General features: G+C 47.2%; 20 protein-coding genes. 11 read left to right on the top strand and 9 right to left on the bottom strand.

Annotation, left to right across the window (positions count from 1 at the left end; all coding sequences use genetic code 11):
• Position 1: 1 nt before the first annotated feature.
• A complete protein-coding gene (locus tag OCV37_RS16240; RefSeq protein ID WP_038184261.1) occupies positions 2–529 on the bottom strand; it encodes a PAS domain-containing protein in 528 nt (175 codons plus the stop codon).
• A 239-nt stretch (positions 530–768) separates the two neighbouring features.
• Here OCV37_RS16240 and OCV37_RS16235 point away from each other — a divergent pair, with 239 nt between their 5' ends.
• Together OCV37_RS16235 and OCV37_RS16230 are read left to right on the top strand one after the other, a co-directional pair.
• Complete coding sequence (locus OCV37_RS16235) at positions 769–1,683, top strand: homocysteine S-methyltransferase family protein (protein ID WP_211252081.1); 915 nt, start codon at positions 769–771, stop codon at positions 1,681–1,683.
• A gap of 354 nt (positions 1,684–2,037) precedes the next feature.
• Positions 2,038–4,071, top strand: a complete 2,034-nt coding sequence (locus OCV37_RS16230) for a methyl-accepting chemotaxis protein (RefSeq protein ID WP_038184265.1) — start codon at positions 2,038–2,040, stop codon at positions 4,069–4,071.
• Positions 4,072–4,204: 133 nt separating this feature from the next.
• Here OCV37_RS16230 and OCV37_RS16225 read toward each other — a convergent pair whose 3' ends face one another.
• Complete coding sequence (locus tag OCV37_RS16225; protein WP_038184267.1) at positions 4,205–4,693, bottom strand: TetR/AcrR family transcriptional regulator; 489 nt, start codon at positions 4,691–4,693, stop codon at positions 4,205–4,207.
• Positions 4,694–5,359: 666 nt separating this feature from the next.
• Here OCV37_RS16225 and OCV37_RS16220 point away from each other — a divergent pair.
• Positions 5,360–5,665: a YfcZ/YiiS family protein gene (locus tag OCV37_RS16220; RefSeq protein ID WP_038184269.1), complete on the top strand. Its 306-nt coding sequence runs from the start codon at positions 5,360–5,362 to the stop codon at positions 5,663–5,665.
• A 241-nt stretch (positions 5,666–5,906) separates the two neighbouring features.
• Positions 5,907–6,545 carry a hypothetical protein gene (locus tag OCV37_RS16215; RefSeq protein ID WP_051680796.1) on the top strand — a complete coding sequence of 213 codons (639 nt, stop codon included), beginning with the start codon at positions 5,907–5,909 and terminating at the stop codon, positions 6,543–6,545.
• Between the two features lie 56 nt (positions 6,546–6,601).
• Here the strand turns inward: OCV37_RS16215 and OCV37_RS16210 are convergent, their stop codons facing one another.
• Positions 6,602–7,753: a 1-acyl-sn-glycerol-3-phosphate acyltransferase gene (locus OCV37_RS16210; RefSeq protein WP_051680754.1), complete on the bottom strand. Its 1,152-nt coding sequence runs from the start codon at positions 7,751–7,753 to the stop codon at positions 6,602–6,604.
• A gap of 327 nt (positions 7,754–8,080) precedes the next feature.
• On the opposite strand from OCV37_RS16210, the gene OCV37_RS16205 reads away from it, so the two are divergent.
• Entirely contained in the window at positions 8,081–8,707 is a 627-nt protein-coding gene (locus tag OCV37_RS16205) for a cupin domain-containing protein (RefSeq protein WP_038184272.1), read from the top strand.
• Positions 8,708–8,789: 82 nt separating this feature from the next.
• Here OCV37_RS16205 and OCV37_RS16200 read toward each other — a convergent pair whose 3' ends face one another.
• A complete protein-coding gene (locus tag OCV37_RS16200) occupies positions 8,790–10,607 on the bottom strand; it encodes a hybrid-cluster NAD(P)-dependent oxidoreductase (protein ID WP_038184274.1) in 1,818 nt (605 codons plus the stop codon).
• 235 nt (positions 10,608–10,842) lie between these two features.
• Between OCV37_RS16200 and pyrC the strand changes: the two genes are divergently transcribed.
• A complete protein-coding gene (gene pyrC / locus OCV37_RS16195) occupies positions 10,843–11,883 on the top strand; it encodes a dihydroorotase (RefSeq protein ID WP_038184277.1) in 1,041 nt (346 codons plus the stop codon).
• Between the two features lie 85 nt (positions 11,884–11,968).
• Here pyrC and OCV37_RS16190 read toward each other — a convergent pair whose 3' ends face one another.
• Positions 11,969–12,289 carry an alpha/beta hydrolase gene (locus tag OCV37_RS16190; RefSeq protein WP_038184280.1) on the bottom strand — a complete coding sequence of 107 codons (321 nt, stop codon included), beginning with the start codon at positions 12,287–12,289 and terminating at the stop codon, positions 11,969–11,971.
• A 221-nt stretch (positions 12,290–12,510) separates the two neighbouring features.
• Between OCV37_RS16190 and OCV37_RS16185 the strand changes: the two genes are divergently transcribed.
• The 4 genes from OCV37_RS16185 to OCV37_RS16170 all read left to right on the top strand — a co-directional run bounded on the left by OCV37_RS16185 (position 12,511) and on the right by OCV37_RS16170 (position 18,707).
• Positions 12,511–14,406, top strand: coding sequence for a methyl-accepting chemotaxis protein (locus OCV37_RS16185; RefSeq protein ID WP_038184283.1), 1,896 nt, complete (start codon positions 12,511–12,513; stop codon positions 14,404–14,406).
• A 350-nt stretch (positions 14,407–14,756) separates the two neighbouring features.
• Positions 14,757–16,184, top strand: a complete 1,428-nt coding sequence (locus tag OCV37_RS16180; RefSeq protein WP_038184287.1) for an alpha/beta hydrolase — start codon at positions 14,757–14,759, stop codon at positions 16,182–16,184.
• Between the two features lie 5 nt (positions 16,185–16,189).
• On the top strand, positions 16,190–17,188 hold the full coding sequence (locus OCV37_RS16175; protein ID WP_038184290.1) for a caspase family protein: 999 nt from the start codon (positions 16,190–16,192) through the stop codon (positions 17,186–17,188).
• Positions 17,175–18,707 (top strand): hypothetical protein, encoded by a 1,533-nt coding sequence (locus tag OCV37_RS16170; RefSeq protein ID WP_038184293.1) that lies wholly within the window; start codon positions 17,175–17,177, stop codon positions 18,705–18,707. Before OCV37_RS16175 ends, OCV37_RS16170 begins: the two co-directional genes overlap by 14 nt.
• 40 nt (positions 18,708–18,747) lie before the next feature.
• Here the strand turns inward: OCV37_RS16170 and OCV37_RS16165 are convergent, their stop codons facing one another.
• The 3 genes from OCV37_RS16165 to OCV37_RS16155 all read right to left on the bottom strand — a co-directional run bounded on the left by OCV37_RS16165 (position 18,748) and on the right by OCV37_RS16155 (position 20,743).
• Entirely contained in the window at positions 18,748–18,894 is a 147-nt protein-coding gene (locus OCV37_RS16165) for a hypothetical protein (protein ID WP_157635060.1), read from the bottom strand.
• Between the two features lie 859 nt (positions 18,895–19,753).
• The gene (locus OCV37_RS16160) at positions 19,754–20,128 is read right to left on the bottom strand and encodes a hypothetical protein (RefSeq protein WP_245609146.1); all 375 of its coding nucleotides are present in this window, start codon (positions 20,126–20,128) and stop codon (positions 19,754–19,756) included.
• A 27-nt stretch (positions 20,129–20,155) separates the two neighbouring features.
• A complete protein-coding gene (locus OCV37_RS16155) occupies positions 20,156–20,743 on the bottom strand; it encodes a DUF6036 family nucleotidyltransferase (RefSeq protein ID WP_038184303.1) in 588 nt (195 codons plus the stop codon).
• 299 nt (positions 20,744–21,042) lie between these two features.
• On the opposite strand from OCV37_RS16155, the gene OCV37_RS16150 reads away from it, so the two are divergent.
• Positions 21,043–21,924 carry a HEPN domain-containing protein gene (locus tag OCV37_RS16150; protein ID WP_038184306.1) on the top strand — a complete coding sequence of 294 codons (882 nt, stop codon included), beginning with the start codon at positions 21,043–21,045 and terminating at the stop codon, positions 21,922–21,924.
• A gap of 503 nt (positions 21,925–22,427) precedes the next feature.
• Here OCV37_RS16150 and OCV37_RS16145 read toward each other — a convergent pair.
• Complete coding sequence (locus OCV37_RS16145) at positions 22,428–22,607, bottom strand: hypothetical protein (protein WP_038184309.1); 180 nt, start codon at positions 22,605–22,607, stop codon at positions 22,428–22,430.
• Positions 22,608–22,618 lie beyond the last annotated feature (11 nt).

Here is a 22,618-nt window from a genome sequence, read left to right as displayed (position 1 = left end):
CTTAATCTGAACGATGTTTCTGGTAAAGGTCGATGACGAATTCTTCATACTCCATATGATATTGCTGATGAATCAAATCAACCAGCCATCGCCACGAAGCTTCAGGCGCTTGTTTTCTTTCAGTGGCCTGTTCCAGTTCGCGCATTTTTTGATAGATGCCTTCAATGGTTTGTACCGCAGCTTTGGGAGCGACCCGGCGTACTGAATAAAAACCAACAACATCCGTGCCGATACGATCCGGCGTGATATTGGCAAAAACCCAGTAGTAATTTTTATCTGAGGTATAGTTTTTCACAAAACCGAAAAACTCTGTTCCTGATTTCAGGGCGTGCCATAAACCATAGAAGACACCTCGCGGCATTGAAGGATGGCGGATCAGATTATGATCCTGACCCAGCAGATCTGATTCTACATAGTTCGCGACGCGCATAAATGTGCGGTTTGCGTAGGTGATTTTCCCCTGCAAATCCGTTTTGGTGATAATCAGTTCATTCCGATCGAATGATACTTCCTGTTCTGTAGCCGCCATACCTCTCCCTAGACAATGATCGATCCTCTTAAGAAACTATATGCTATGGCTAAAATATGGCAAAGTTTATACCTTGATACATATCAACTTTCTATGATTCATTTTCTTTATGCGCAAGCTGGAAAATCACAGAATCTATTGCATCGCGGGTCGATTGCGATAAACTGCTCGCGGACATCTACACTGCCAGACGTATATTTAATTTTTTTCTTGGTCATCAATCAACACAGAGGTATCTCATGTCAGAACATCAAGTCACCCTCCTCGACGGCGGAATGAGCCGGGAACTGGAACGTCTCGGAGCGCCCTTTCGCCAACCCGAATGGTCTGCCCTTGCTGTGATTGAAACACCAGAGATTGTTCAACAGGCACATGAAGTGTTCATCCACAGTGGCTCTGAGGTCATCAGCACGAACAGCTATGCCTTGGTTCCCTTTCATATCGGTGAAACCCGTTTTAAAAATGAAGCGCTGACGCTGGCACAAACTGCCGGGCAAATGGCTCGTCAGGCCGTCACAGCCACACAGACGGGCGCTCAGGTTGCTGGCTCTCTGCCGCCCTTGTTCGGTTCCTATCGCCCGGACTTATATGAACCCGCCCGGGTTGATGAAATTGCAGCACCGCTGATTCAGGGACTCGACTCTTATGTGGATTTCTGGCTGCTCGAAACACAAAGCCTGATTGCTGAAGCAATCGCCATCAAGGCATCGATTGACCATTTCAGCAAACAGCCAAAACCGGTTTGGGTTTCATTTACGCTGGAAGATTCAGAGCCGGTCGAACACCCCTCGATCCGCTCCGGTGAAACCGTTGCACAAGCGGTCCGGGCAATGGCCGAACTGGATGTTCAAGCAATTCTGTTCAACTGTTGTCAGCCGGAAACCATCGGTGATGCCATTGATGTCGCCCGCAATACGCTTGCTGAACTCGGAAAAAACCACATCAAACTCGGCGCTTATGCCAATGCATTTGCCCCGCAGAAAAAAGATGCGGCAGCGAATGAAGAGATCGATGAAATCAGAGCGGATATGACGCCACCGGCTTATGTGAACTGGGCGGAACAATGGTGCCGTCAGGGCGCCTCACTCATCGGCGGCTGCTGTGGGATCGGGGCGGCGCATATTGCTGAACTCCGTCAACATCTAAAACCTTAATTCAACGTCTCGGCCCGGCTCAGCCGGCCGACTTTCCTTCCTATCCGGATCATCGGACATCTGCTGACAAGGTATTGTTGCAGGTCAGTTCGGCGCTAGACGCTGAACTGACCTGTCATTACGTGATCTCGGTTCAAAAACATAACGCGAAATAGCCGATATCAGGGCCAAACAAGCACCGATATGAAGTGATCGTGTTCATTCTTATTTATTTCGTACAAACGACGCTAATTGTTAATCCAAATCAATGTGCTACTGAATCGAATCACGCAATATTGACTTTCTAGTAAGTTAATTCACTCAAAAATGAAACTCTATAGACGTTAGCTCATTCATTTTTACTATAGGACGCCTATGATTCGTTACTACGAAAACAAGAGTATTAACACTCAATTACGAGTAATCATGCTCTTTTGCTTAATCATCTCTTTTTCAACCATTGCATTACTTGTATACCGTAGCGCTGCAAGTATTCTCTTAAACTCAACACTCACCGATCACCAATCTAAAGTCGAGGGGATCGCCCAAGCCATCTCGCAACAGTTTTTCACTTATCTGGATACCAGCAAAACACTGGAATCAACCTTCCAGAACAGCTACCTGAAAGGATTAACATGGCAGGATCAGGTCATTGACTTTCGTGGCTACCCGGTGACAGATGTGACGATGAACGGGACAAGCGTTATTGGCTCAACCGATATCGTGGATCAATTCACGCGAGACACCGGCGCGATTGCCACTTTATTTCTGCCGACAGGTCAGGACTGGGTGCGCGTGTCGACTTCATTGAAAAATAAACAAGGGGCGAGAGCCGTCGGAACGTTGCTGGGGCAATCTCACCCGGGCTATGCAAAACTCAGCCGTGGTGAGCCCTACTATGCTCAGGTCAATCTGTTTGGCACGCATTATCTCACTTACTACAATCCGATCAAAAATCGCCACCAGCAGATTGTGGCCATCTCGTTTATCGGTGTTCCTGTTGAAGAAGCAACCATCAAGCTCTTGAGTAATCTCACTCAGGTGAAGTGGGGCAAAACCGGTAGCACAATGGTCGTAGATGCACGTGAACATGCCCAAGGAAAATATCTGCTCGGCGGCAACAATACACAAGCAGACTCGATTCTTGCCGAAAAAGATGCAGACGGAAATACCATCTTTCACGATATTTTCAAAAATAGTAACGGTTTGATTCGCTATCGTCAGGCCACGCAAGGAGACATTCAAGAACGCTATCTCGTCTATACCGATGTTCCCGGCTGGGAGTGGAAACTACTTGGCGGCACCAATATTGATGAAATCACCGAGGGTAGTCAGGCACTCCTGAAATTGATTGTCCTGATTTCATCGTTGGTCGGCGGGGCAACATTTGTCATCATTGCGCTATTCCTCAGCCACACCATCAAACCGTTAATCAGCTTAAGCCAGATAATGGAACGACTGGGACAAGGGGAAATCAGCCAAAGCATCAAAACCGGCGCCAAAGATACCAAGAATGAAATTATCCGGCTATATAACAGTGCAGCAGCAACAATGGCGCAACTGAACCAATTGGTTGGGAATATCCGTTCGACCAGTGATCAGGTTCAGGATCAGTCCGCCAGCGTGCTCAGCGATGCGAATGTCGGATTAAATCAGTCCGAACGGCAACATGAACAGGTTGAACAGGTCGTAACTGCCATTGAAGAGATGGCAACCTCCGCGAAAGATGTTGCCATGCAGGTCGAAGCGATTGCAGAAAATGTCCGCCAGGCCAACGAGAATACTCAATCGGGTTTGAATTTGGTGGAAGATGTTTGTATCGATGTGGCTCAACTCAATGATCAGTTAACACAATCCTCTCAGGCTATCGATCAGCTCAGAACCGATAGTGAAAGCATTCAGACGGTCACGGAAATGATTGATGCCATTGCCGAACAGACCAATCTGCTGGCCCTCAATGCAGCGATCGAAGCGGCACGGGCTGGTGATCAGGGCCGTGGTTTTGCGGTCGTCGCCGATGAAGTCAGAACGTTAGCGCAAAGAACGCAAACATCCGTTCAGAGTGTGGTCACCATTATCGACAAACTCAAACATTCAACGAAAAATGCCGTCCAGTTGATGCAACAGAGTCAACATCATGCGGATAATATGTTGAATAAGTCTCAGGATGCCGGAACATCACTCGAAACTATCGCGGAACAGATCCATTCGATTGCTTCTCAAGCCCAAACCATTGCCACAACCGCAGAGCAACAAGCACAGGTTTCTGCTGATGTAGCCCAAAGTGCTTCAGAAATCAGTCAGTTGAATCAGCAAGGTCAACAAACCAATGCGAAAACAGCGGAGAGCGCTTCAGCACTACAATCTCTGGCAGAACATCTGAAAAATCAGGTCGATTTTTTCCGTTAACACAAGGAAAACCAACACCATTCACGGGCTGTATCAATGCCCGTGTATCGGTCAGATAACTCAGCCCCCCAACCAAATCAAAAGGACTGCATCAGCAGTCCTTTTGATTTATCCACCGGATAGATGACTTCGGTTAAACCGCCTCCGGTTCCAGAATTTCATGATTGCTCATCGCCACCAATGATTTACCCAACAACCATTCCAGCTCTTTATCCGCATCGGTTCCGAGCTTTTCTTCAATCAAATGGTACATCCGTTCTAACCCCTGACGCGAGACATCCACCGAGCGTTCAGCAGAAATGATGTGGTGGAACAGAAATCTTAAAATCGCAACAAACTGGCTGTGTTCCAATGCCTGCATCCAGCTCCGACGGAATGCCGCAACCCCATTTTCCAACTCAAGATAAGAGGTGAACAGCAGAAAAATCTGGCTATTCAGGGCTGTGGCAAAGTCCGTCTTTTTAGGAAAGTGATGGCTGATCCCCGTGCGTGAAATACCTGTCTGCTGACTGAGTGTCGTATACGACATGCGGTCATAACCGAGGTTCAGCACCTGATAGACGACTGCATCTAATATGGTCTGTATCGTGACTTCTGTTTCTTCTCTGCTACGCTTAGGCATAATATGACTCTCTTTAAATTAGGTGAGCCCCACCTTTCCGTAAACACGTTATGCCAAGGTAAGAGGCATTTCACCATGATAATCCATTCAAAAAATATGGGACGTCAAATTGCCGTGCTGTTATCTCAGCAATATCGGAGTTCCCAACCTTCAATCCAAAAGTAATCAGCACCATTCAAGCTGTCATCAAATTACATTCTGCCCTGCCAAATCAAAATATGGCTGACAATTGATGCACGGATATTGTCACCTGGCTCTCTCCGATCAGGTCACCGAATTGGAATAGAATGGTGTTCACTCAGGTGCTTAGATATGATAGCGCCTGAATATCCGAGCTATCATCTCAGATCTATTGAGCAGAACAATAATATCACCTGAATTCTGTTACCCCCTTGGCATGAATCCTGATGATTATGAGAGTTGAATCACATATAAATATTTCTGATGCATCATACATCACCATTGTCACACAAAATCAACGTGTTACTTAGTTATCCACCGTAATCGAATCCCCGATCATGCGCGGGCGGTAACAGCCACGAGAGACGGCATCCATTGTGATAAATCAACTTGTTTGAAATCATTCAGGTATATACTGAGGTCATCGTGTGTCACTCACACAATCAGAACATTCGAGTATCAGTTCCTGACTAATGGGGTAACTTTATGAGTACAAATGACAATATAGAAAACGAAATCTGCGAAGCCTGTGGAACATTCGGTGAAATCGGCTACATCATCAAAGAAGGGGACGATGTTGCTGAGGTCACGGTACTCGCCAATGGTGCAGCCGCACTTCAGGCTGAGCTGGATAAATACATCGCTCTGGCAAAACAAGTCTGCGCAGATGTGAAGTATGAGACCACCCCGATCACTGAAAATACACAAGAACTTCATGCCCGTTTTCAGTTTGAAGTCAGTGCCGAAAAACTGATTTTTGAACTTAAATCCCGCTCGCTGGCCCGCGGATAAATCATCGATAAAATCACATCTCACTGAATATCAGTCACAGAACCATTTATCCGGTTCTGTGACTGCTCACCACAGACAAGAATACCTTGTGTCTGTGGTCTGTTTTTGGCCCTTCCTCCCCGAAGATATCGCTCTCAACTCATCACTTCGATCGTGATTTTGTCCGCATCTTTCAGCATTGCAAGCCCCCTATCAATCGGCCATACTGCATCTACAGACCCTTTTCATGTCCCGCGTTTTTATGTTCAGTGTTTTTATACTCAGATACAAAGTGCGTACACTTTTGACTGTCTTGATCGGATTACTGAGTCTCAGCTTGGCTCAAATCACTGTGGCTTCAGGGTTGAATCATTACCAGATCCTCAACTATCTGGATAATTACGGCAATTTGGATCTCAGCGGCAAGCCCATCACTGAGTTACCATCCGGTCTGGTGATTAAACGAGATTTGAATATTTCCCGAACCCCGATTCGTGTACTGCCCAGAGACATCGATATTCAAGGCGGGCTGGTTGCAACCAATTGTCAGTTAGAGACCGTGTATCCCGGAACCAAAATTAAAGGCTATGCCAATTTACTCGGTTCCAAAATCAAACGTTGGCCCCGGGGCGTCCGGGTCGGCGGTTATTTAAATTTTACGGACACGCCATTAGAAACACTGCCGGCCCGGCTGAGAGTCAAAGGCGATTTGAGTGTCATCCGCACACCGTTAACAGCGCTGCCGGACGGCCTGATTGTCGAAGGGAATTTATATATCGGAGGCTCGGGAGTTCATGCTTTTCCTGAAACGATGACCGTGAAAGGCAACATCTATCTGGGCGGGAACGCAATCCAGAAATGGCCGAAAAATTTAACACTGGGTGGTGCCGTAGCAAGATAATGTTCTTGCTACGGTGATTCTCCCGACCATTGGCAGTGGGAGAATCGGGAAGGATGTCAGACGCTTGAGTCGATTTCTGACAGCGAATTGCTGTCGGAAACTTGAGGTTTGTTTTTGACCGGATTGGCATAGCTGGCCAGCAGATACGGATGTGCGCCTTCCGGCAGACAAGCCAGTTTTTGGTTGAGTATCTCGCGTGTCGCCTGAGTCACTTCATCACTTTCACATCCGGCAGCCAGTCGATTGATCGGAAACAGCTGATAATGTTGATGAATCTGGCGGTCAATCTCTTCAGCCAATGCATCTGGCGTGGTGAAATCCTGCTCAATCACATCACCGAATGCCACATGAATCCGCCCTTTTTCACCGACGATTCCTTGAATGATACTGTCAATATCTTCAAATTCGCTTTTTTCATACGCGCCCAGCGTCGCTTTCTCATACAGCTCTTTGGCTTTGGCCAGATCGCAGGGATCGTTTTCGTAGGCAATTGCGACCGGCACAATTTTCAGTGACTTAATATATGTTGCAAAGTCGATTTTTTTACTGCGACCTTCCACATAAAACATCTTCAGAATAGCCGGATCCGTAAAATCATTGCCGTCTTTGGCCCGACCTTCACGCTGCGCAATCCAAATCGAATGGCCGGTTTCTAACGAGTTTTTGATGTAGCCGGACAACGTTGCCAAGGCCTTCATCATTTCACGCGGCCCTTTGGCAGAACGCTTCACGATAAAACTTTTATTCAGTTTCATCAGCTCAGTCGCACAAGGTTTACGTAACAGATTATCGCCAATCGCGATTCTGACGGTTTGATGGCCGGAAACATGCAACCCATAGTTCACCAGCGCCGGATCCATCGCAATATCGCGATGGTTGGACACAAACAGATAAGCTTGATTTTTATCCAGCTTGTCGAGACCGGAATACGTCACGCCACCGGAGGTGGTTGCTAAGGTTTGATCGAGATATTTCTTCACTTCCAGCTGAATGGCTGCAACGGAATTCAGTTTGCGCCACTTGAGCTTTAAATACACTTTGACCCAAGGACTGATCAGGGTTTGAATCCACCCTGCATGGTGTTTGAATCGATGCTGAACAATCGCATGGATAAATTCATCGTCCTGAATGAGACGATTGATAGCTGCAGGAATCTCATCGTCGTCATAAGGACGAATTTCTGCATAAGGATCGGTTATTGATGTCATTATAATACTATATGATTCGAAAAAACTGGCTCATTCTACGCACACTTCCCCGTATTCGCAGCTATTGTTGACTAACTACATCTCTGGTCTGACCAGAAAAGGAGAGCAAGCCTATCAGATTTCATCATCTAAAGCCAATCCTATCCTTTTTGCCTGACCCGACGGAATCTCAGCCCGGCAGGGCGATCGCTTCATGGTTGATCAATCATACCTGACAGAATGAAAAGCTCCCAGTTGAGTATAGCCTAGTTTATTTGGCTTTTACGGGCGGACACGTTAACCTAGGCGCGTTTGAAAGTATGCGCGTTTGACAAAGAGAGACCGACCATGCACTACGCCATTCAAGTGGATTCAGCCACCACCGATTACCTACAACTCACCGCCCGGAAAAAATCGCTGAAACACGTTCTGCTGCTCGTTGAGCAGGGTACGGTGCTCTTAAAACTCGGCAAGCACGAATATGCGGCAACGGCACAGCAAGCGCTGTGGATCCCCTTTCAGTGCCTGCATGCGCTGACTATTTTTCCGCAGACCCGCCTGACACGCATTGAATTTTCAGCCCGGCTGCGTCACGACTTTCCGGCACAAGCCGGATTTGTCACTCTCAGCCCGTTATGCCGTGCCGTGCTGAATCGTCTCTCTGACACCACACCACAAATGCCAGTCCACGCCCATCTGCTCGGTGTACTGACTGACGAAGTGTGCCAGTTTGCACCTGAACTGCATGACAATCCGTTGACTCATTTACTCAAGCAATGGCAGGTACAATGCCCGCAACCCGTTGAAGGTCTCTCACCGGAAGTGCATCTCATCTTATTATTACGTGAAGCGCAAAAGAAAATGCAGTCCGGCGTGGCAGCGGCACACATCGCCGAACAGCTGTTTGACGGGCAACTGGCGCAACTGCATCAATTACGCCAGAGTTTACTGGGAGTCGGCGACACAATGAGATGATGCCGACAACCGGATAAAGCAGCGCTCACCAATCGCTCGAACGTACCGGTCACCCGGTACGCTCATCATCAGGCAATGTCCTTTAATATTGAATCTCCAGATCGGAATCCGGTACACAACAACACGCTAATACCATGCCAGCCTGACGTGCTTGATCATCCAGCGCCGGAACATCGGGCTGCGACACTCGCCCTTGCGTGACCTTCACCCGACAAGCACCACATAACCCGGCCCGACAGCTATTGCTGATCGCGATGCCTTGATCTTCCGCCTGCTCTAACAATGTCCGTTGATTGTTGCCCGCCACCGTTTTACCGTTAAACGTCAGGCTCACATTCAGATGCGGCCGCTCCGCAACCTTTTGAGCACCGAATGCTTCCTGATGGTAATAATGCGCGGGTAAACCGGCCTTCATCAGCAAATTTTTCGCTTTCTGCATGAACCCGTCCGGCCCGCAGACAAACACCTGACGCCGTTCAACATCCTTCACCTGACGCAGATGCGATAACGAAAACCGCCCTTTCAAGCCAAACCAGTCCTGCGGGGGTTGCGTGAGGGAGATAATCACCTTCAAACCCGCATGCTGATCGTTCAAATGCTCGATCTCTTCACGACACGGAATATCATCCACCGAACTGCATTGATGATAAAACACCACATCCCGGACTTGTTGATGATCCGCCAGATAACGCAACATCGACAGCATCGGCGTAACCCCGCTGCCAGCCGACAAAAGCAGCAACGGAGCATGAGATGAATCCGACTGTAAATGGAACTCACCGTTCGGGTTTTGAGCCTCAAGCACGTCACCGATTTGGAAATGGTCCAGTAACCAGTTCGACACCCGCCCGCCGTTCATCCGCTTGACTGAAATCGCCAGCCGTCCCGGCCGGGAAGGGCTGGAAGACAACGTATAATGACGATGGATCGTTTCACCATTGATGGTTAACGCGATGGGTAAATGCTGTCCCGGCTGATAAACCGGGATTTGACCGTGCTGTGGCTCGAGCCAGAATGTCACGAAATTGCGGGCAATTTCCTCTTTCTCGACACAAGTCATGCTATACCACTGGGGCTGCTCATCGGGATATTGCACTTTGTCTTTATATTCCAGCACTTCAACCACATCATCGACCCGCACCATGCCCGCGGTCCGAACCACCATATTCTGACCAAAGAACACCCCGCCGGATGTGTCTCGCCGGAATTGTGCTAATGTCTTCAGCGGCTCTTGTGATGCTCTCAGTTGACCGCGCTCTAGCTCAACTGTGGTTAAAATGCAGCGTTCACAGGGTTTGACCAGTTCAAATTCAGCCGTCCCGATCCGAATACGCTTCCAGCCATCTTCGGCAAACGGCTCGGTTCCGGCGACGACAAGATTGGGTCTGAACTGCTGCATCACATGCTGTTCAGGGCTGCGACGATTCAGTTCATCCAATGAACCTTGGCTGATAATCAGCAGAGGATAACCATCGGCAAATCCGACCGTATTACCAACCGACTCACGATAGCGCTGTGAAAGTTCCCCGGTAAATATCAGTTCAACCTGACGATCAATGACCCGACTGAACCAGTCATTGGCTTCATCGGTCGTCGTGTAGGCCGTGAAGGTATCGCGCCAGACCGTGGTGGCGATTTCCTGCATTTTAAAATCAGCATAGCGAATATGCAGCGGTGCTTGCCCTTCAGCCTGAAATATCACGCCATCCGGCATCAGTGCCGAACGCACCGTCACCAAACGAGGAAACTTTCTGGCGGTCACCATACTTCCGTCCGCTAACGCCAGCATAAAACGTCGGTCAAAGGCCAGTCCTTCTTTATCCGCCCAACTTTGTGATAATGAAATCCCACCGACGGATTTCACCGGATAAATATGAATTTGATCAACTTTTGCTGACATGCTGTTACTTTCCTTGGTTCTTGAGTGATAGCCGATAAGCATATCACGATAAACTATGCATCCAAGCCCAACCGTAGTGTTTTATTGATGCCCCAGTATTTAATAGATGCAATGGATTACTTTTTCTTCTATGATCCCCGGCATTCATATCGTTCGCTCTTTGATGCATCCGAGCGGACTGACATTTCAGTAGCAGAGATACTTTCAGCAACAGAGATAAAGGTGGAAATCGTTTATGACAACACTCACACTGACCCGCCCCGATGACTGGCACGTACACCTGCGGGACGGAGACGTTTTGCCAGACACAGTCAGAGATATCAGCCGCTATAACGGCCGCGCCCTGATTATGCCCAATACGGTTCCACCGACAACCACACCCGCAATGGCGCAGGCTTACCGGCAACGGATTATGGATGCTCAGCCCCGCACCGGATTCACCCCTCTGATGTCACTGTATTTAACCGATAACACGACGCCAGAAATGATCCAGCAGGCCAAATTATCCGGTGTCGTTGCTGCTAAACTGTATCCTGCCGGTGCGACCACCAATTCCGACTCCGGTGTCACCGCGATCAACACCATTTATCCGGTGCTTAAAGCGATGCAAGATGCTGGGCTGCTGCTGTTGATCCACGGTGAAGTCACCCACCATGACGTCGATATTTTTGATCGGGAAGCGACATTTCTGCGCGATGTACTGGCACCGATTGTGCGTGATTTCCCTGAATTGAAGATTGTCGTTGAGCACATTACCACCGCGGATGCAGTCCAATTTGTGGAGCAGGCGGGGCCTAATGTAGCAGCGACCATCACCGCACACCATCTGTTGTATAACCGCAATCACATGCTCGTCGGCGGCATTAAACCTCACTATTACTGCCTGCCGATTCTCAAACGCAATACGCATCAACAAGCGTTGATTCAGGCGGCCACTTCCGGCAATCCGAAGTTCTTCCTCGGCACCGATTCCGCGCCTCATACCAAAGCCAACAAAGAAAATGCCTGTGGTTGTGCAGGCTCTTATACCGCACATGCTGCGATTGAACTGTATGCAGAAGTCTTTGAACAAGCGGGCAAATTAGACCGTCTGGAAGGGTTTGCCAGCCACCACGGCCCGGATTTCTATGGCTTACCACGCAATACCGACACTATCACGCTGGTCAAAACCCCTTGGCAAGTCCCTGAAGTCATGCCGTTCGGTAACGAAACCGTGGTGCCGATCCGCGCAGGTGAAATGATCGCATGGCAAGTTAAGCCCGACACCTCAGCTTGAGTTTTGTGAGCGGGCTTTGACCGCTCTGTTGCTAGAACGCTCTTTTGCAATAGATAGCCGCACCCGGTGTGCGGCTATCCCTAAATCAGAGCTCTATTTTTGCCTTCTGTTGTTCGACGATATCAAGCAACGCCTGATGAATTGACATTCGATCCACACGCCCCGCTTCCTGACAAACAAATGCAGCCCCCTCCTCCACCAGGATTTCAATCGCTTGAGGCTTACAGTTTTGCATAAAACTAAAGTGCGATGCACCTTTGATTTCTTTGTAAGTCAGTCGGTTCTGGTACGTGGTTATATAAGGAAGAATTTGTAACTTCGGCGGAATGGTCTGATCGAGTTCACCACCCACGATCACGGTTTGAGCGGACAAGGCTTCTAACGATTGCGGCAATATCGCAGGCACATAGCCCGGAGCAATAGCAATGGCGTGTGTGATGCGTTTGTCCCGGTAATCACCGGAAATCAGGCTGCGCCGTCAGCTTCTCAACTGTGCTACATTATTCTTAATAAATTTGTAAATAGACAGTTGGAAAGAATCAATTACACTTATATAAACTCAATAAAAGATTCACAATCTAATGAACACATTGTCTCTCAACGACAACGATGATAAGGAACAAGTCAATGACTCTTTCCCTCCGTACCCGAATATTAGGTGTCAGCCTGCTCGCGGTTGCTATCACAACTGCTTATCTGGTGACCGAAACGGCAACCTCCTTGACCAATCAAATGCGTGAGTCGCTGCTGAAAGATATTCGTCACTTTGCCAGTGCATATGGCGATAACACCAGCGATTGGCTCGTCACCCGCAGAACCATTGCAAAAGCACTGGCCCATAATCTGGAAAATCCGACTGACCCGTCTCCTTACGCAGCGATCAAGCAAGCCTACGAAAGTGGTAATTTTGCTTTAACCTACTACGGCAATAACGACGGCAAGATGTACCGCCAAGATCCGGCACTGGATGCAAAACGCCCTGACTATGACCCTCGCAAAAAAAGCTGGTACAAAGATGCCATGTCTGTCGGCGGGCCGGGAATTCTTGGACCGAACCTAAGCTCAACGACGAAAGAATTGGTTATTATCCTCACCCACCCGGTCATGAAGGATGGCAAGCCTTACGGGACTGTTGGCGCCAATTTAAGCTTGAAGCAACTCTCCGAGAAAGTCGCAGCGTTGGATATTCCGGGCTCAGGTCAAGCCATGATGGTTTCAACCCAGAACGACATTATCGCTCACGCCGACAAAGAAATGGTCATGAAAAAGGCCGAGTCTATCTCTCCAATTTTTGCACCGGCCTCTCTTGAAAAACTGACCAAAGACGACAAGCTGGAAGAAGTGAATTTCAATGGCACCGATGTATTTGCTTATGCACAACGCATCCCTAACACTGATTGGAGTCTCGTCTTTACCATGAACAAAGCCGAGCTGATGGCACCGGTTTACAAAGTATTGACGCGCCAAATCATTACCGCCTTCGTGCTGGTGGTGATCTTTGGTGCCCTCCTCTACTGGTTATTCATCGTCCTGTTCAGCGACCTAACTCGTGTATCCCATGCGCTACAAGATATTTCTAAAGGTAAAGGTGATCTGCGTGCTCGCATTGAAGTCAAACGCGCAGACGAGATTGGTATTCTTGCGCAAGGCTTTAATGACTTTGTCAGCCACATGCATGGGGTTGTCGGACGTTTGAAAGCCCTTTCTACTGATGTTGCTCACGAAGCACAACAAGTCTCGAACTCGTCCACTCAAAGCGCTTCCCGTGTTGCCAGACAGCAACAAGAAATCGATATGGTTGCCTCTGCGGTGACCGAAATGGCCATGGCAACCCATGAAATTGCCGGTAATGCCGACCAGACTGCACAAGCCGCCGCTCGCTCTGTTGAACTGGGTCAAAAAGGCAGCGACCAAGTACGGAAAAGCCGTCACTCAACGCACGAGCTGGCAACTGAAGTCAGTCGAGCGACTGAGCAAATCGCTGCGTTGGATCAACACGCTCAGCAAATCAGCAGCATTTTGTCTACTATCAATGGCATTGCCGAACAAACAAACTTGTTAGCACTGAACGCCGCCATCGAGGCTGCCCGGGCGGGTGAACATGGCCGCGGCTTTGCCGTCGTTGCCGATGAAGTTCGCTCCTTGTCACAAAGAACGCATTCATCTACGGAAGAAATTCAGAAAATGATTGAGTTACTACAAGAGCAAACGACCAAAGCCGTCACTTCGATGCAGAAAAGCAGTACCAAAGCACAAACCAGTGTGACCGATGCCGATGCCGCCACTGCAAGTCTGGAAGAAATTGCCGATGCCATCGTCAGTATTTCTAACATGGCAACTCAAATTGCCACCGCAGCAGAAGAGCAAACGGCGGTGACCAGTGAAATCAGCCAAAACAGTGAGACCATTCGTCAGGTTGCCGCTGAACTGGCGGAAGAAAGCCAAACCGGTGTAGATCAATCGAAACGCCTCAGTCAGCTTGCAAAACAAGTTGATCATGAAGTCGGTGAGTTCCAGATCTAAATCGGCCTCACCTACTGTTGGTTTTGCATACTGTCGGTCTTCCATACGAAAGCTAAAAAGGGTCACGTTGAAGTGACCCTTTTTGCGATAACCTTCGGGACTGGCCTTCGGCCACTCTTACCAAGCTGCCGAGTCACCTGAAAATCTTTTCATTTGAATTGCGTGAAATATGTTCTAAAGCCCGAATGAGCAACAATCCGCCTTGAAAAAACCGGACAAATTTTAAGCGATGCTTAACTGATAATGGACTAAACTCAACTCAACAAATATGCAAGTTTCATAACACAACATCGCATATGTTTTATCCGTAAAACGTCGTTATGCCTTTGTTTTATACAGAGGATAAGAATATGCTTTCTAAACTGAACTACCTGAACGTCGGAGATGACGGCACATTTCGTAAAACCGGCAAGGACTATTCAACGCCAGAAGATGTCGATGCCCTCATCGAATTCTTAAAAACCCAAGATAAACTCGTGATCCACTTTCATGGTGGATTAATTAAAGAATCCGCCGGCATGCAAATCGCCGAAAAACTTTCCAAAAGCTACAAAGGCGCGCACCCACTCACGATTGTCTGGGAAACGGGGTTGTTAGAAACCGTTCAGGATCGTATCACCGATGTCTACAAAACGAAGCTCTTTAAGAAGCTCCTGCTCTGGGTCGCCAAAAAAGCAAGTAAATACCTTCCCGCAGATTTTCAAATCGGCACAAGAGGCGCAAAAGAGCTTACAGATGCTGAAATACTCGATGAGCTCAATAATGAGCGACCTTTTGAGCATTTAACGCCGACCCTTTCTCAGGGGGCTAAGGGTGCGGATTTTTCCCTGACAGAAATGGAGCTGGATAATCTGATCGATGAAATCGAAGCAGAACTTGAAACGGAAATCGATATGACGGATCCGCAAATCAGTGCGATGCTCACCGGTTACAATGCACAGAAAATAACCGGACCACAAACCTCAAAAGGGCAAGCGAGGGGGATCTCCGTTAAACTGATCAAAGACTTAGCCAAGCTGAGCGTGCAAGTCATCCGACGTTTAGCCAATGGGACACATCACGGTTTATACCCCACTATTGTTGAAGAAATCCTGCAACAGTATTACCTAGCCGATGTCGGGGAGTGGGTCTGGGGAGGGATGAAATTATCAGCTCAGGAAATGTGGCAAGAGAATACCAATCTCAGCGGGGTCGAACAACATGCGGGCACATATCTGCTGGAGAAACTGATCGCCTTACAACAACAGCATCATATTAAAATTGATATCGTTGGTCATAGTGCCGGGGCCATCGCCATCTGCCACCTGTTCAAAGCAATGAAACAACGCCAGCAATCACTCGATATCCGCAACTTAATTTTTCTGGCTCCGGCAGCCAGATATGATTTATTTATACAACACATCCTCCCTCAACCGAACTTCTACCAGTCGTTCAAAATGTACACCATGAGTGACCAATATGAATGTAATGACATGCTGGTTCCCTACGTTTATACCCGCTCGCTGCTCTACTTTATCTCCGGTGTCCTTGAAGGGAAAGATGATATGCCCATCATTGGCATGGAACGGTATATCAGCCAGCCAGAACAATACAAAGAAAATGCTTTCGCCAAAGTCAGAGATTTTATGCGTCAGGATAACCGCTTAATTCTGTCCAACAGTAGCGAGTTAAACCCGGGGGCAGTGGCACCATTTATCACAACTTCAGAAACACACGGAGACTTTGACGATGATGAGGCCACCATCAGTAGCATCAATACACTCCTGCAAGAGGGCTAGTTTCAATGGCAACATATCCAAATGACTATGGGTTGGTCGTTGGGATTAACCACTATCCTGGCTTTAAGAACTTGAGTGGGGCAATCAACGATGCGATAGCGTTCGATCAATGGCTGACCGATACCAACAACGGCGGTGGCCTTCCTCAGGAAAACAGACGACTGATTGTCTCTTCAGCCAACACCAATAAGCCGATCCAAGAAGATATTGATGTTGCACTTGTCGAGTTATTTGACCGGATTGGAAGTCATCAGGTGCGCCGCTTTTACTTATATTTCAGCGGCCACGGTCTGGCGAGTAGCAGTATGGGCGCAGACTTGTGTTTATCGGTTTGGTCGCATATCAGACGCAATGCCGCACTGGATTCAGAGGCCTACTACGAACTGTTGGCTGGCACCGGGCGCTTTGAAGAAATTGTCTGCTTTTTTGACTGTTGCCGGGTCAGACTCAGTAATAGCAAAGGCGCAGCATCCTCTTTAGGCCGTCCCAAACCCGATCAACTCTCTGGTCATGAAAGACGGATGATCGCTTATTCCACAGAGTACCAAAATGCCGCTTATGAAGCGGAAAATGATATCGACAGTTCAGACGTCAGGGGATATTTCACCCAAGCACTCCTAGAAGCGCTTTATGGCAATGCCGCCCAGACTCAAGGCGGCGTACCGGCAAAACGCCTGAAGCAATATGTTGAGAATCGAACCCGAGCTTTGGCAGAAAACGACGGCAAGACTCAGATACCGGAAGTGGATATCAGTTTTATCAGTGAAAATGAACCTATTTTTGGTGACGCACTGCCCTCAAGAAAAGTCGTCATTGCGTTTAGCACAGCCAAAGTCGGCAGAAACATCGATGTCATTGGGCCTGAAGATAGTGTTTTGAAAACCATTGTCGCGACCGCACAATCGGTGAACTTGCCTCTGGGCGCAGGCATACATCTGTTATGTGACGGTGTTGATGGTTCCAACATTGCGATAAGAGAAGGAGACAAACATGTCAAATTCTAACCACAATCTAACCATAACCTTCGACCATCCGGAGTTACAAATCACACTTTACGATGGCTTTGGTGAGGTCGTCGCCATGATGGCGGATGATCCGAGGCTGGAACGACCCCAAAACAGTGCGATACAGGTCATCGACTCATATAGCAATTCCGTGACACTGACACTGCCAAAAGGTATTTATCAGGTGGAAGGTAAGTTAGGCGGACAAACCCAGTCAACGGCCATCAGGTTCAATCAAGATCTCGTCATGCCAGCGCCTCAACCGGCGGTCTATAGTGCTGTACCGCTATCAAATGCAATCACATCGCATCATGACTATGAGCAAGCAGCAGCGGCATTGAGTCAAACAACATCGAATCAACAAGTATCAACCGATCATACGAACAGCCCCAATCTCGTGTGCATGATTCGAACGATCAATCAGGCGCAGGCACAGCCTATCCGCGTCTATTTTCGCGTTTTAGGGGCAGATAACCACCTGATATTTGATTCAAGGATACATACTCCGATTCAAAATGAGAGTCAGGGCTGGCTGGGCTTTTCTCTGGCACTGCGTCAAGGCGGCTATATTGTAGAACTGATTGAACAACCGACCGGAGAACACCCCGCTCAGCAGCGGGCGATACCGATCTGGTTAACTAACCGTTTTCAAACCCAGCTATTCGGTCTGTACACCAAGAGGCAAATTGCTTATGACAGTCTCCGGTTGTTAATGGCTGACAGGTCTTTAGGTTTTGATCCGCAGAACCAGACCCTCGCCTCAACGGAAATCATGACAACGTCTTTGATTGCCGGAACACAAGGCCTGTCAGGTCAGTCGATGCGCATTGCGCTCAGAGGTAAATTTGATAATCCTATTATCGGGCTGTTTGCTGCACATACCTTACTGCGAAGAAAAATACTCAATCAGGATTTATTGCGTGTCGTCATAGACAATTTGGAGCAGCTTCTGGGGGACTCTCCCGATGTCAAAGCACTGCAAGTGATGTTTAAAATGAAATGCGCTGAAGAAATTGGTGAAATGACATTCGATTTTCCCCCGACATTACGGGCCGGTTACCTTGGCGTTGTCGATGCAGATAGTCACACCCCTTCCGTTGTAGAAGCAAACAGCCTGTTCGAAAAAATTGGCGTTGGCATTTGTACGGATTCTCCGTTTGTTACATGGGATTTGTCTCAAACAGAAAAACCAGAAGAAGCTTTAGAGTGGGTCAAGCAAAACATTGTTTCATCCATCGCGACCTTCGCTGCACGGCCAACCACCGCAACACTCCCAGTCACGGCAGAACTCTCTAAAACCATGGGGATCACGCAAAACTTACTCCAGAATGCCGCGCTGAGCATCTTACAAGGCGCAGGCCAGCAACCTGCGGTGGGAGAATCGGCGCTTGATTTCATGAATCATCACTTACCAACCTTTGACGACAACCATCGGGCGACGTTGAAAAACATAGAGACACAGTTAAGTGCGGATGAAACATACCAGTGGATCACGAACAATATCCCGACGGAGAAGTAGCGCTGCTCATCATGGTTGGTGTTTCGGGGCTTGAGGGTAGTCATTGATGTTGGATGATCACTTTTGGCCCTGAAATATGACGCACAATTCCGTTTTGCGGTTTCAGAGGCATTGGTGTTCTGTGTGCCAGTTCATCTTTCAGAGATGAAAGACGAACCAGAAAATCTTTTTTGTTTGGCTTGGTCACACGCGTTCCAGAACCAGCTTTTACGGGCGTCCTGCCCGGAAAAGCTTAATCATTCTTCCGTGAATGATTTTCTTGGTTGAGTGGTTGAGTTGAGTGAAACATAGCAAAAGCTAGATTGGTCACTGAACTCAACCCCGAGGCCTTTTGGGGTACTTTTTCGGCCTTGAAAAAGTACCTGGGGCTCAGTCGGAGATGCTAATGAAATCGCGGTATGGGATTGCGTCCCAAACACCTGCATCACAAGTTTTATCTTCCTAGCCTCCGGCTCCCAAATTTGACGCACAATCAGCGTCAGTGATTTCTGTTCTGACGCGGTGACATTTTTACGGATATTTTATCTGTTTTTTTTTCATGCTATTAGGGCAGAATCTTTAACGGGTGGAGGTAAATTATACAGAAGTATTTTTATAGAGTGGTTCTGTACAATAAACTGTTATCTCTACAACTAAAGAACAAGTATGGAATCATTAACTTTCTGGTTTAGCAACATTACATGGGAAGATATTAAGAATATTCTTGTCTCTATTCCTGGAGTATTTCTAGCTGGCTTCTCGTTTTATTTTGCATATCAGAAGCTAGGGAATAAGGTATTAGTATCTTACTCTATCGAGAACAGTAGAACATCCGAACCAAGAATATCCCCCCTAGAGCTTATCAATGATAAAAAATAAGCCGTATTTTTCATGGCGAGATCTATAATGGACAGGGAATTTGTTAAGTATGAGTATGCATTTGACTCAATATCGGGATGCATATTGACAAGCCTCCGAGAGGCCTCAAATAAGCTATTTTGCAGCTGAGGTCAGAGTTATATGCATTGATCAAAAAAGCACCTCAAAAGGTGCTTTAATCTAGTATTTTAAGCGTGCTTATAGTGCCGCGTTTGATATTCAAGAAGTTCACGTATTTGTAATTTTAAATCTGTTACTAGTCCCCAACTTTGAGCTAGTTTATCGCAACCTTTTACTTTTACAGGTGTAAAGCTGAACATCCCTTTAAGTACAGCTAGTACATCACGTAGTTTAGCTTTGAGTTCTTGAGAAACACAGTTAAAGCGCATTAGTTTGTCAACAACATAGCCAGCGGCTTTAGCTGAAGTCTCTGATAAATGCGTTACTTGAGGTACGAAGTTTTCATGCCACATAGCTAGAGCAACAGTCTTAACATCTTCAAAAGATGCCAACCTGAACTCGCTAGATACCAATCTGTCAAAAACTTCTTGTGTGCGTTTCATTGTTACAAAACCCATTATGATTACTGGTCACGCTTCTTCTATAGCTGTTATAGCAAATTCTACGTTACTTTGTAAACTATCAGGTGTTGCGCTATAGTCTACAGCATCCTGCGCCACCCGTTTAAAGTCTTCTAAACTAAAGCGTTTTGCTTTGAACAGTGCAATAATATCTTTTAAATCATCTTCTGCTAATCTAGATAACTTAGAAACTGCAATGTCCACAGCACTGACTAAGTAGATATGAAGTATACAATCTCCATGTACTAGAGGTATGGCATTTTCTTTGTAATTGGGACCAAGCGATGGTAGACCAATGTTGAAATTCGCATCCCAATCTAGGGTCGACTCACCTACTTCGGGGTCATCGAAGTAGACTGGATCAAGTGCTAAAATGATACTGGATATATCTAGCTTGTTTGCAGCGTCAATCTCTGTATCTAAATCGTTGCTCCCGCGTGCATTTGTATATAGATGAACAGCACACCCACCAAAAATATAAGCTTTTATTGAACCTGCAGCTAAATCTCCGTGATTGTCTTCAATCGACTGCGCTAGAGCATCGAATAGCTCAAAAATAGCTTTTGCTAAAGGTGTTTCGGTGTGTAAATCAGTCATGTGTTGTCTCTTTTTAGGATAAGTGATTTCACAACGTTTAACTATTAAAGTTAATCGCATACACTGCATATGACAAGGCATTTAGTGAATATATACCATGTCTGTTGTCATCAAGATGTTGATATACCATTCAGTAAATCATGATGTACGCCTAGTTTGAAAGAGGGTTACCCTACTGCTTTGAATTGAATCGCATTTTTCTCAGTAATATGCATAAATCAGGGTGTGATGGTATTCTTTGTCTGCACCTTCTTTTATGCTAGCGCTATTCATCCACAACGAGTTTCAATACTGCGATTATGAAAACATCTCTCGACCATCTGCCTGAATACAAACAGCGTGAGCTGGCGGACATCTCAACGATTCTGCGCGATACACTGGAAGATTACCTGCAAGGTAAACAGGGCAGTAAGAGTGAGTTTCGCATTCTGAAAATTATTCTGTTCGGCAGCCATGCCAAAGACAGTTGGGTCAAGGATCCGGTCAATGGTTATATCAGTGATTACGATATTCTGGTGATCGTCAATAAAGCAGCGTTGATGGAGGATTATGTAGTCTGGCAGCGTGCCGAAGAGCAAATTGATCGCAAAGTGAAATCGGCACCGTTAGGTTTGATTGTTCACGATTTAAAGGAAGTGAACGAGCGCTTGCAACAGGGTCACTATTTCTTTAAGGATATCCGCGAAGAGGGCATTGAACTGTTTGCCGCGACACCGAAACCGTTGGCGGAGCCGGGTGATTTAACCGAGCAAGAAAAACGAGAAATAGCACGTAAGCATTATCAACAGTGGTTTGAAAGTGCCAATGATGATTTGGCCATGTATCACTATGCGCGCAAAGACTTACGACTAAAAAAAGCAGCATTCGAACTTCATCAAACGACAGAACATTTATTTGCCTGTACCCTACTCACCTGTACCAATTATTTACCTAAATCTCATAATATTGAGAAACTGGGGAAACTGTGCGCTCAAATCGAGCCTGAGTTCGCAACGATTTTTCCGCTCGATAATAAATTCCACCGCCGCTGCTTCCGCCGCCTGCAACGCGCCTATATCGAAGCCCGTTATTCGGAGCATTATGAAATTACCGGGGAAGAATTGGCACATCTGGAAAAAGAAGTGCAGCGACTACGAGGATTGGTGGAACGGGTTTGTTTAGCGCGGATTGATTCCGCCTAATTATTCTCCCTGGATGGTTTTCTTTAACCTCCGACACCGAAATTTGACGCACAGTTGCGTTCCTCAATTTCAGAGGCATTGGTGTTCTGTGCGCCAGTTCATCTTTCAGAGATGAAAGACGAACCAGAAAATCTTCTTTTTGTTTGGCTTTGGGCGAGCGTTGTCCAGAACCAGCTTTTACGGGCCTCCTGCCCGGAAAAGCCTAACCATTCTTCCATGAATGGTTTTCTTCGGTGGGTGGGTGGTTTGAGTGAAGTGAAACATTGAATCAACAAGGCTCAATTGCTCGATGCTCTCAGGGTGAAAAATCATGGATGATTTTTCAGGATTGCTTGAGCAGGATGCGAATCAATCCGACCCTGATGACGTGCGCTGAACTTAAACCTAGGCCTTTTGGGGTACTTTTTCGGCCTTGAAAAAGTACCTGGGGCGCTTTCGAAAATGCTAATGAAACAGAGGAAAGTGATTGCGTCCCAAACACCTGCATCACAAGTTTTATCTTCCTAGTCTCCGGCTCCCAGATTTGACGCACAACTGCGTTTTTCGATTTCAAAAGAATGGGGACTCAGTGCCATATCCCCTAATATGGCGCGAGTTGAGATATAATAACGACAGTTTTGTGCCAGACGGGCGATGACGGTGTTGTCACGCTTTAATGAAAGTGAGCGACCTTTATTTGGCATTTCATTCAATC

The sequence above is a fragment of the Vibrio rhizosphaerae genome, assembly GCF_024347095.1.
Taxonomy (GTDB): Bacteria; Pseudomonadota; Gammaproteobacteria; order Enterobacterales; family Vibrionaceae; genus Vibrio; species Vibrio rhizosphaerae.
Note: the sequence above shows the minus strand (reverse complement) of the source record. Positions and strands in the feature narration are given on the sequence as shown.

Excerpts from the sequence above, each read along its gene's own strand:
- OCV37_RS16240 (WP_038184261.1), bottom strand. The coding sequence starts at position 529 with ATGGCGGCTACAGAACAGGAAGTATCATTCGATCGGAATGAACTGATT.
- OCV37_RS16235 (WP_211252081.1), top strand. The coding sequence starts at position 769 with ATGTCAGAACATCAAGTCACCCTCCTCGACGGCGGAATGAGCCGGGAA.
- OCV37_RS16230 (WP_038184265.1), top strand. The coding sequence starts at position 2,038 with ATGATTCGTTACTACGAAAACAAGAGTATTAACACTCAATTACGAGTA.
- OCV37_RS16225 (WP_038184267.1), bottom strand. The coding sequence starts at position 4,693 with ATGCCTAAGCGTAGCAGAGAAGAAACAGAAGTCACGATACAGACCATA.
- OCV37_RS16220 (WP_038184269.1), top strand. The coding sequence starts at position 5,360 with ATGAGTACAAATGACAATATAGAAAACGAAATCTGCGAAGCCTGTGGA.
- OCV37_RS16215 (WP_051680796.1), top strand. The coding sequence starts at position 5,907 with ATGTTCAGTGTTTTTATACTCAGATACAAAGTGCGTACACTTTTGACT.
- OCV37_RS16210 (WP_051680754.1), bottom strand. The coding sequence starts at position 7,753 with ATGACATCAATAACCGATCCTTATGCAGAAATTCGTCCTTATGACGAC.
- OCV37_RS16205 (WP_038184272.1), top strand. The coding sequence starts at position 8,081 with ATGCACTACGCCATTCAAGTGGATTCAGCCACCACCGATTACCTACAA.
- OCV37_RS16200 (WP_038184274.1), bottom strand. The coding sequence starts at position 10,607 with ATGTCAGCAAAAGTTGATCAAATTCATATTTATCCGGTGAAATCCGTC.
- pyrC (WP_038184277.1), top strand. The coding sequence starts at position 10,843 with ATGACAACACTCACACTGACCCGCCCCGATGACTGGCACGTACACCTG.
- OCV37_RS16185 (WP_038184283.1), top strand. The coding sequence starts at position 12,511 with ATGACTCTTTCCCTCCGTACCCGAATATTAGGTGTCAGCCTGCTCGCG.
- OCV37_RS16180 (WP_038184287.1), top strand. The coding sequence starts at position 14,757 with ATGCTTTCTAAACTGAACTACCTGAACGTCGGAGATGACGGCACATTT.
- OCV37_RS16175 (WP_038184290.1), top strand. The coding sequence starts at position 16,190 with ATGGCAACATATCCAAATGACTATGGGTTGGTCGTTGGGATTAACCAC.
- OCV37_RS16170 (WP_038184293.1), top strand. The coding sequence starts at position 17,175 with ATGTCAAATTCTAACCACAATCTAACCATAACCTTCGACCATCCGGAG.
- OCV37_RS16160 (WP_245609146.1), bottom strand. The coding sequence starts at position 20,128 with ATGAAACGCACACAAGAAGTTTTTGACAGATTGGTATCTAGCGAGTTC.
- OCV37_RS16155 (WP_038184303.1), bottom strand. The coding sequence starts at position 20,743 with ATGACTGATTTACACACCGAAACACCTTTAGCAAAAGCTATTTTTGAG.
- OCV37_RS16150 (WP_038184306.1), top strand. The coding sequence starts at position 21,043 with ATGAAAACATCTCTCGACCATCTGCCTGAATACAAACAGCGTGAGCTG.
- OCV37_RS16145 (WP_038184309.1), bottom strand. The coding sequence starts at position 22,607 with ATGCCAAATAAAGGTCGCTCACTTTCATTAAAGCGTGACAACACCGTC.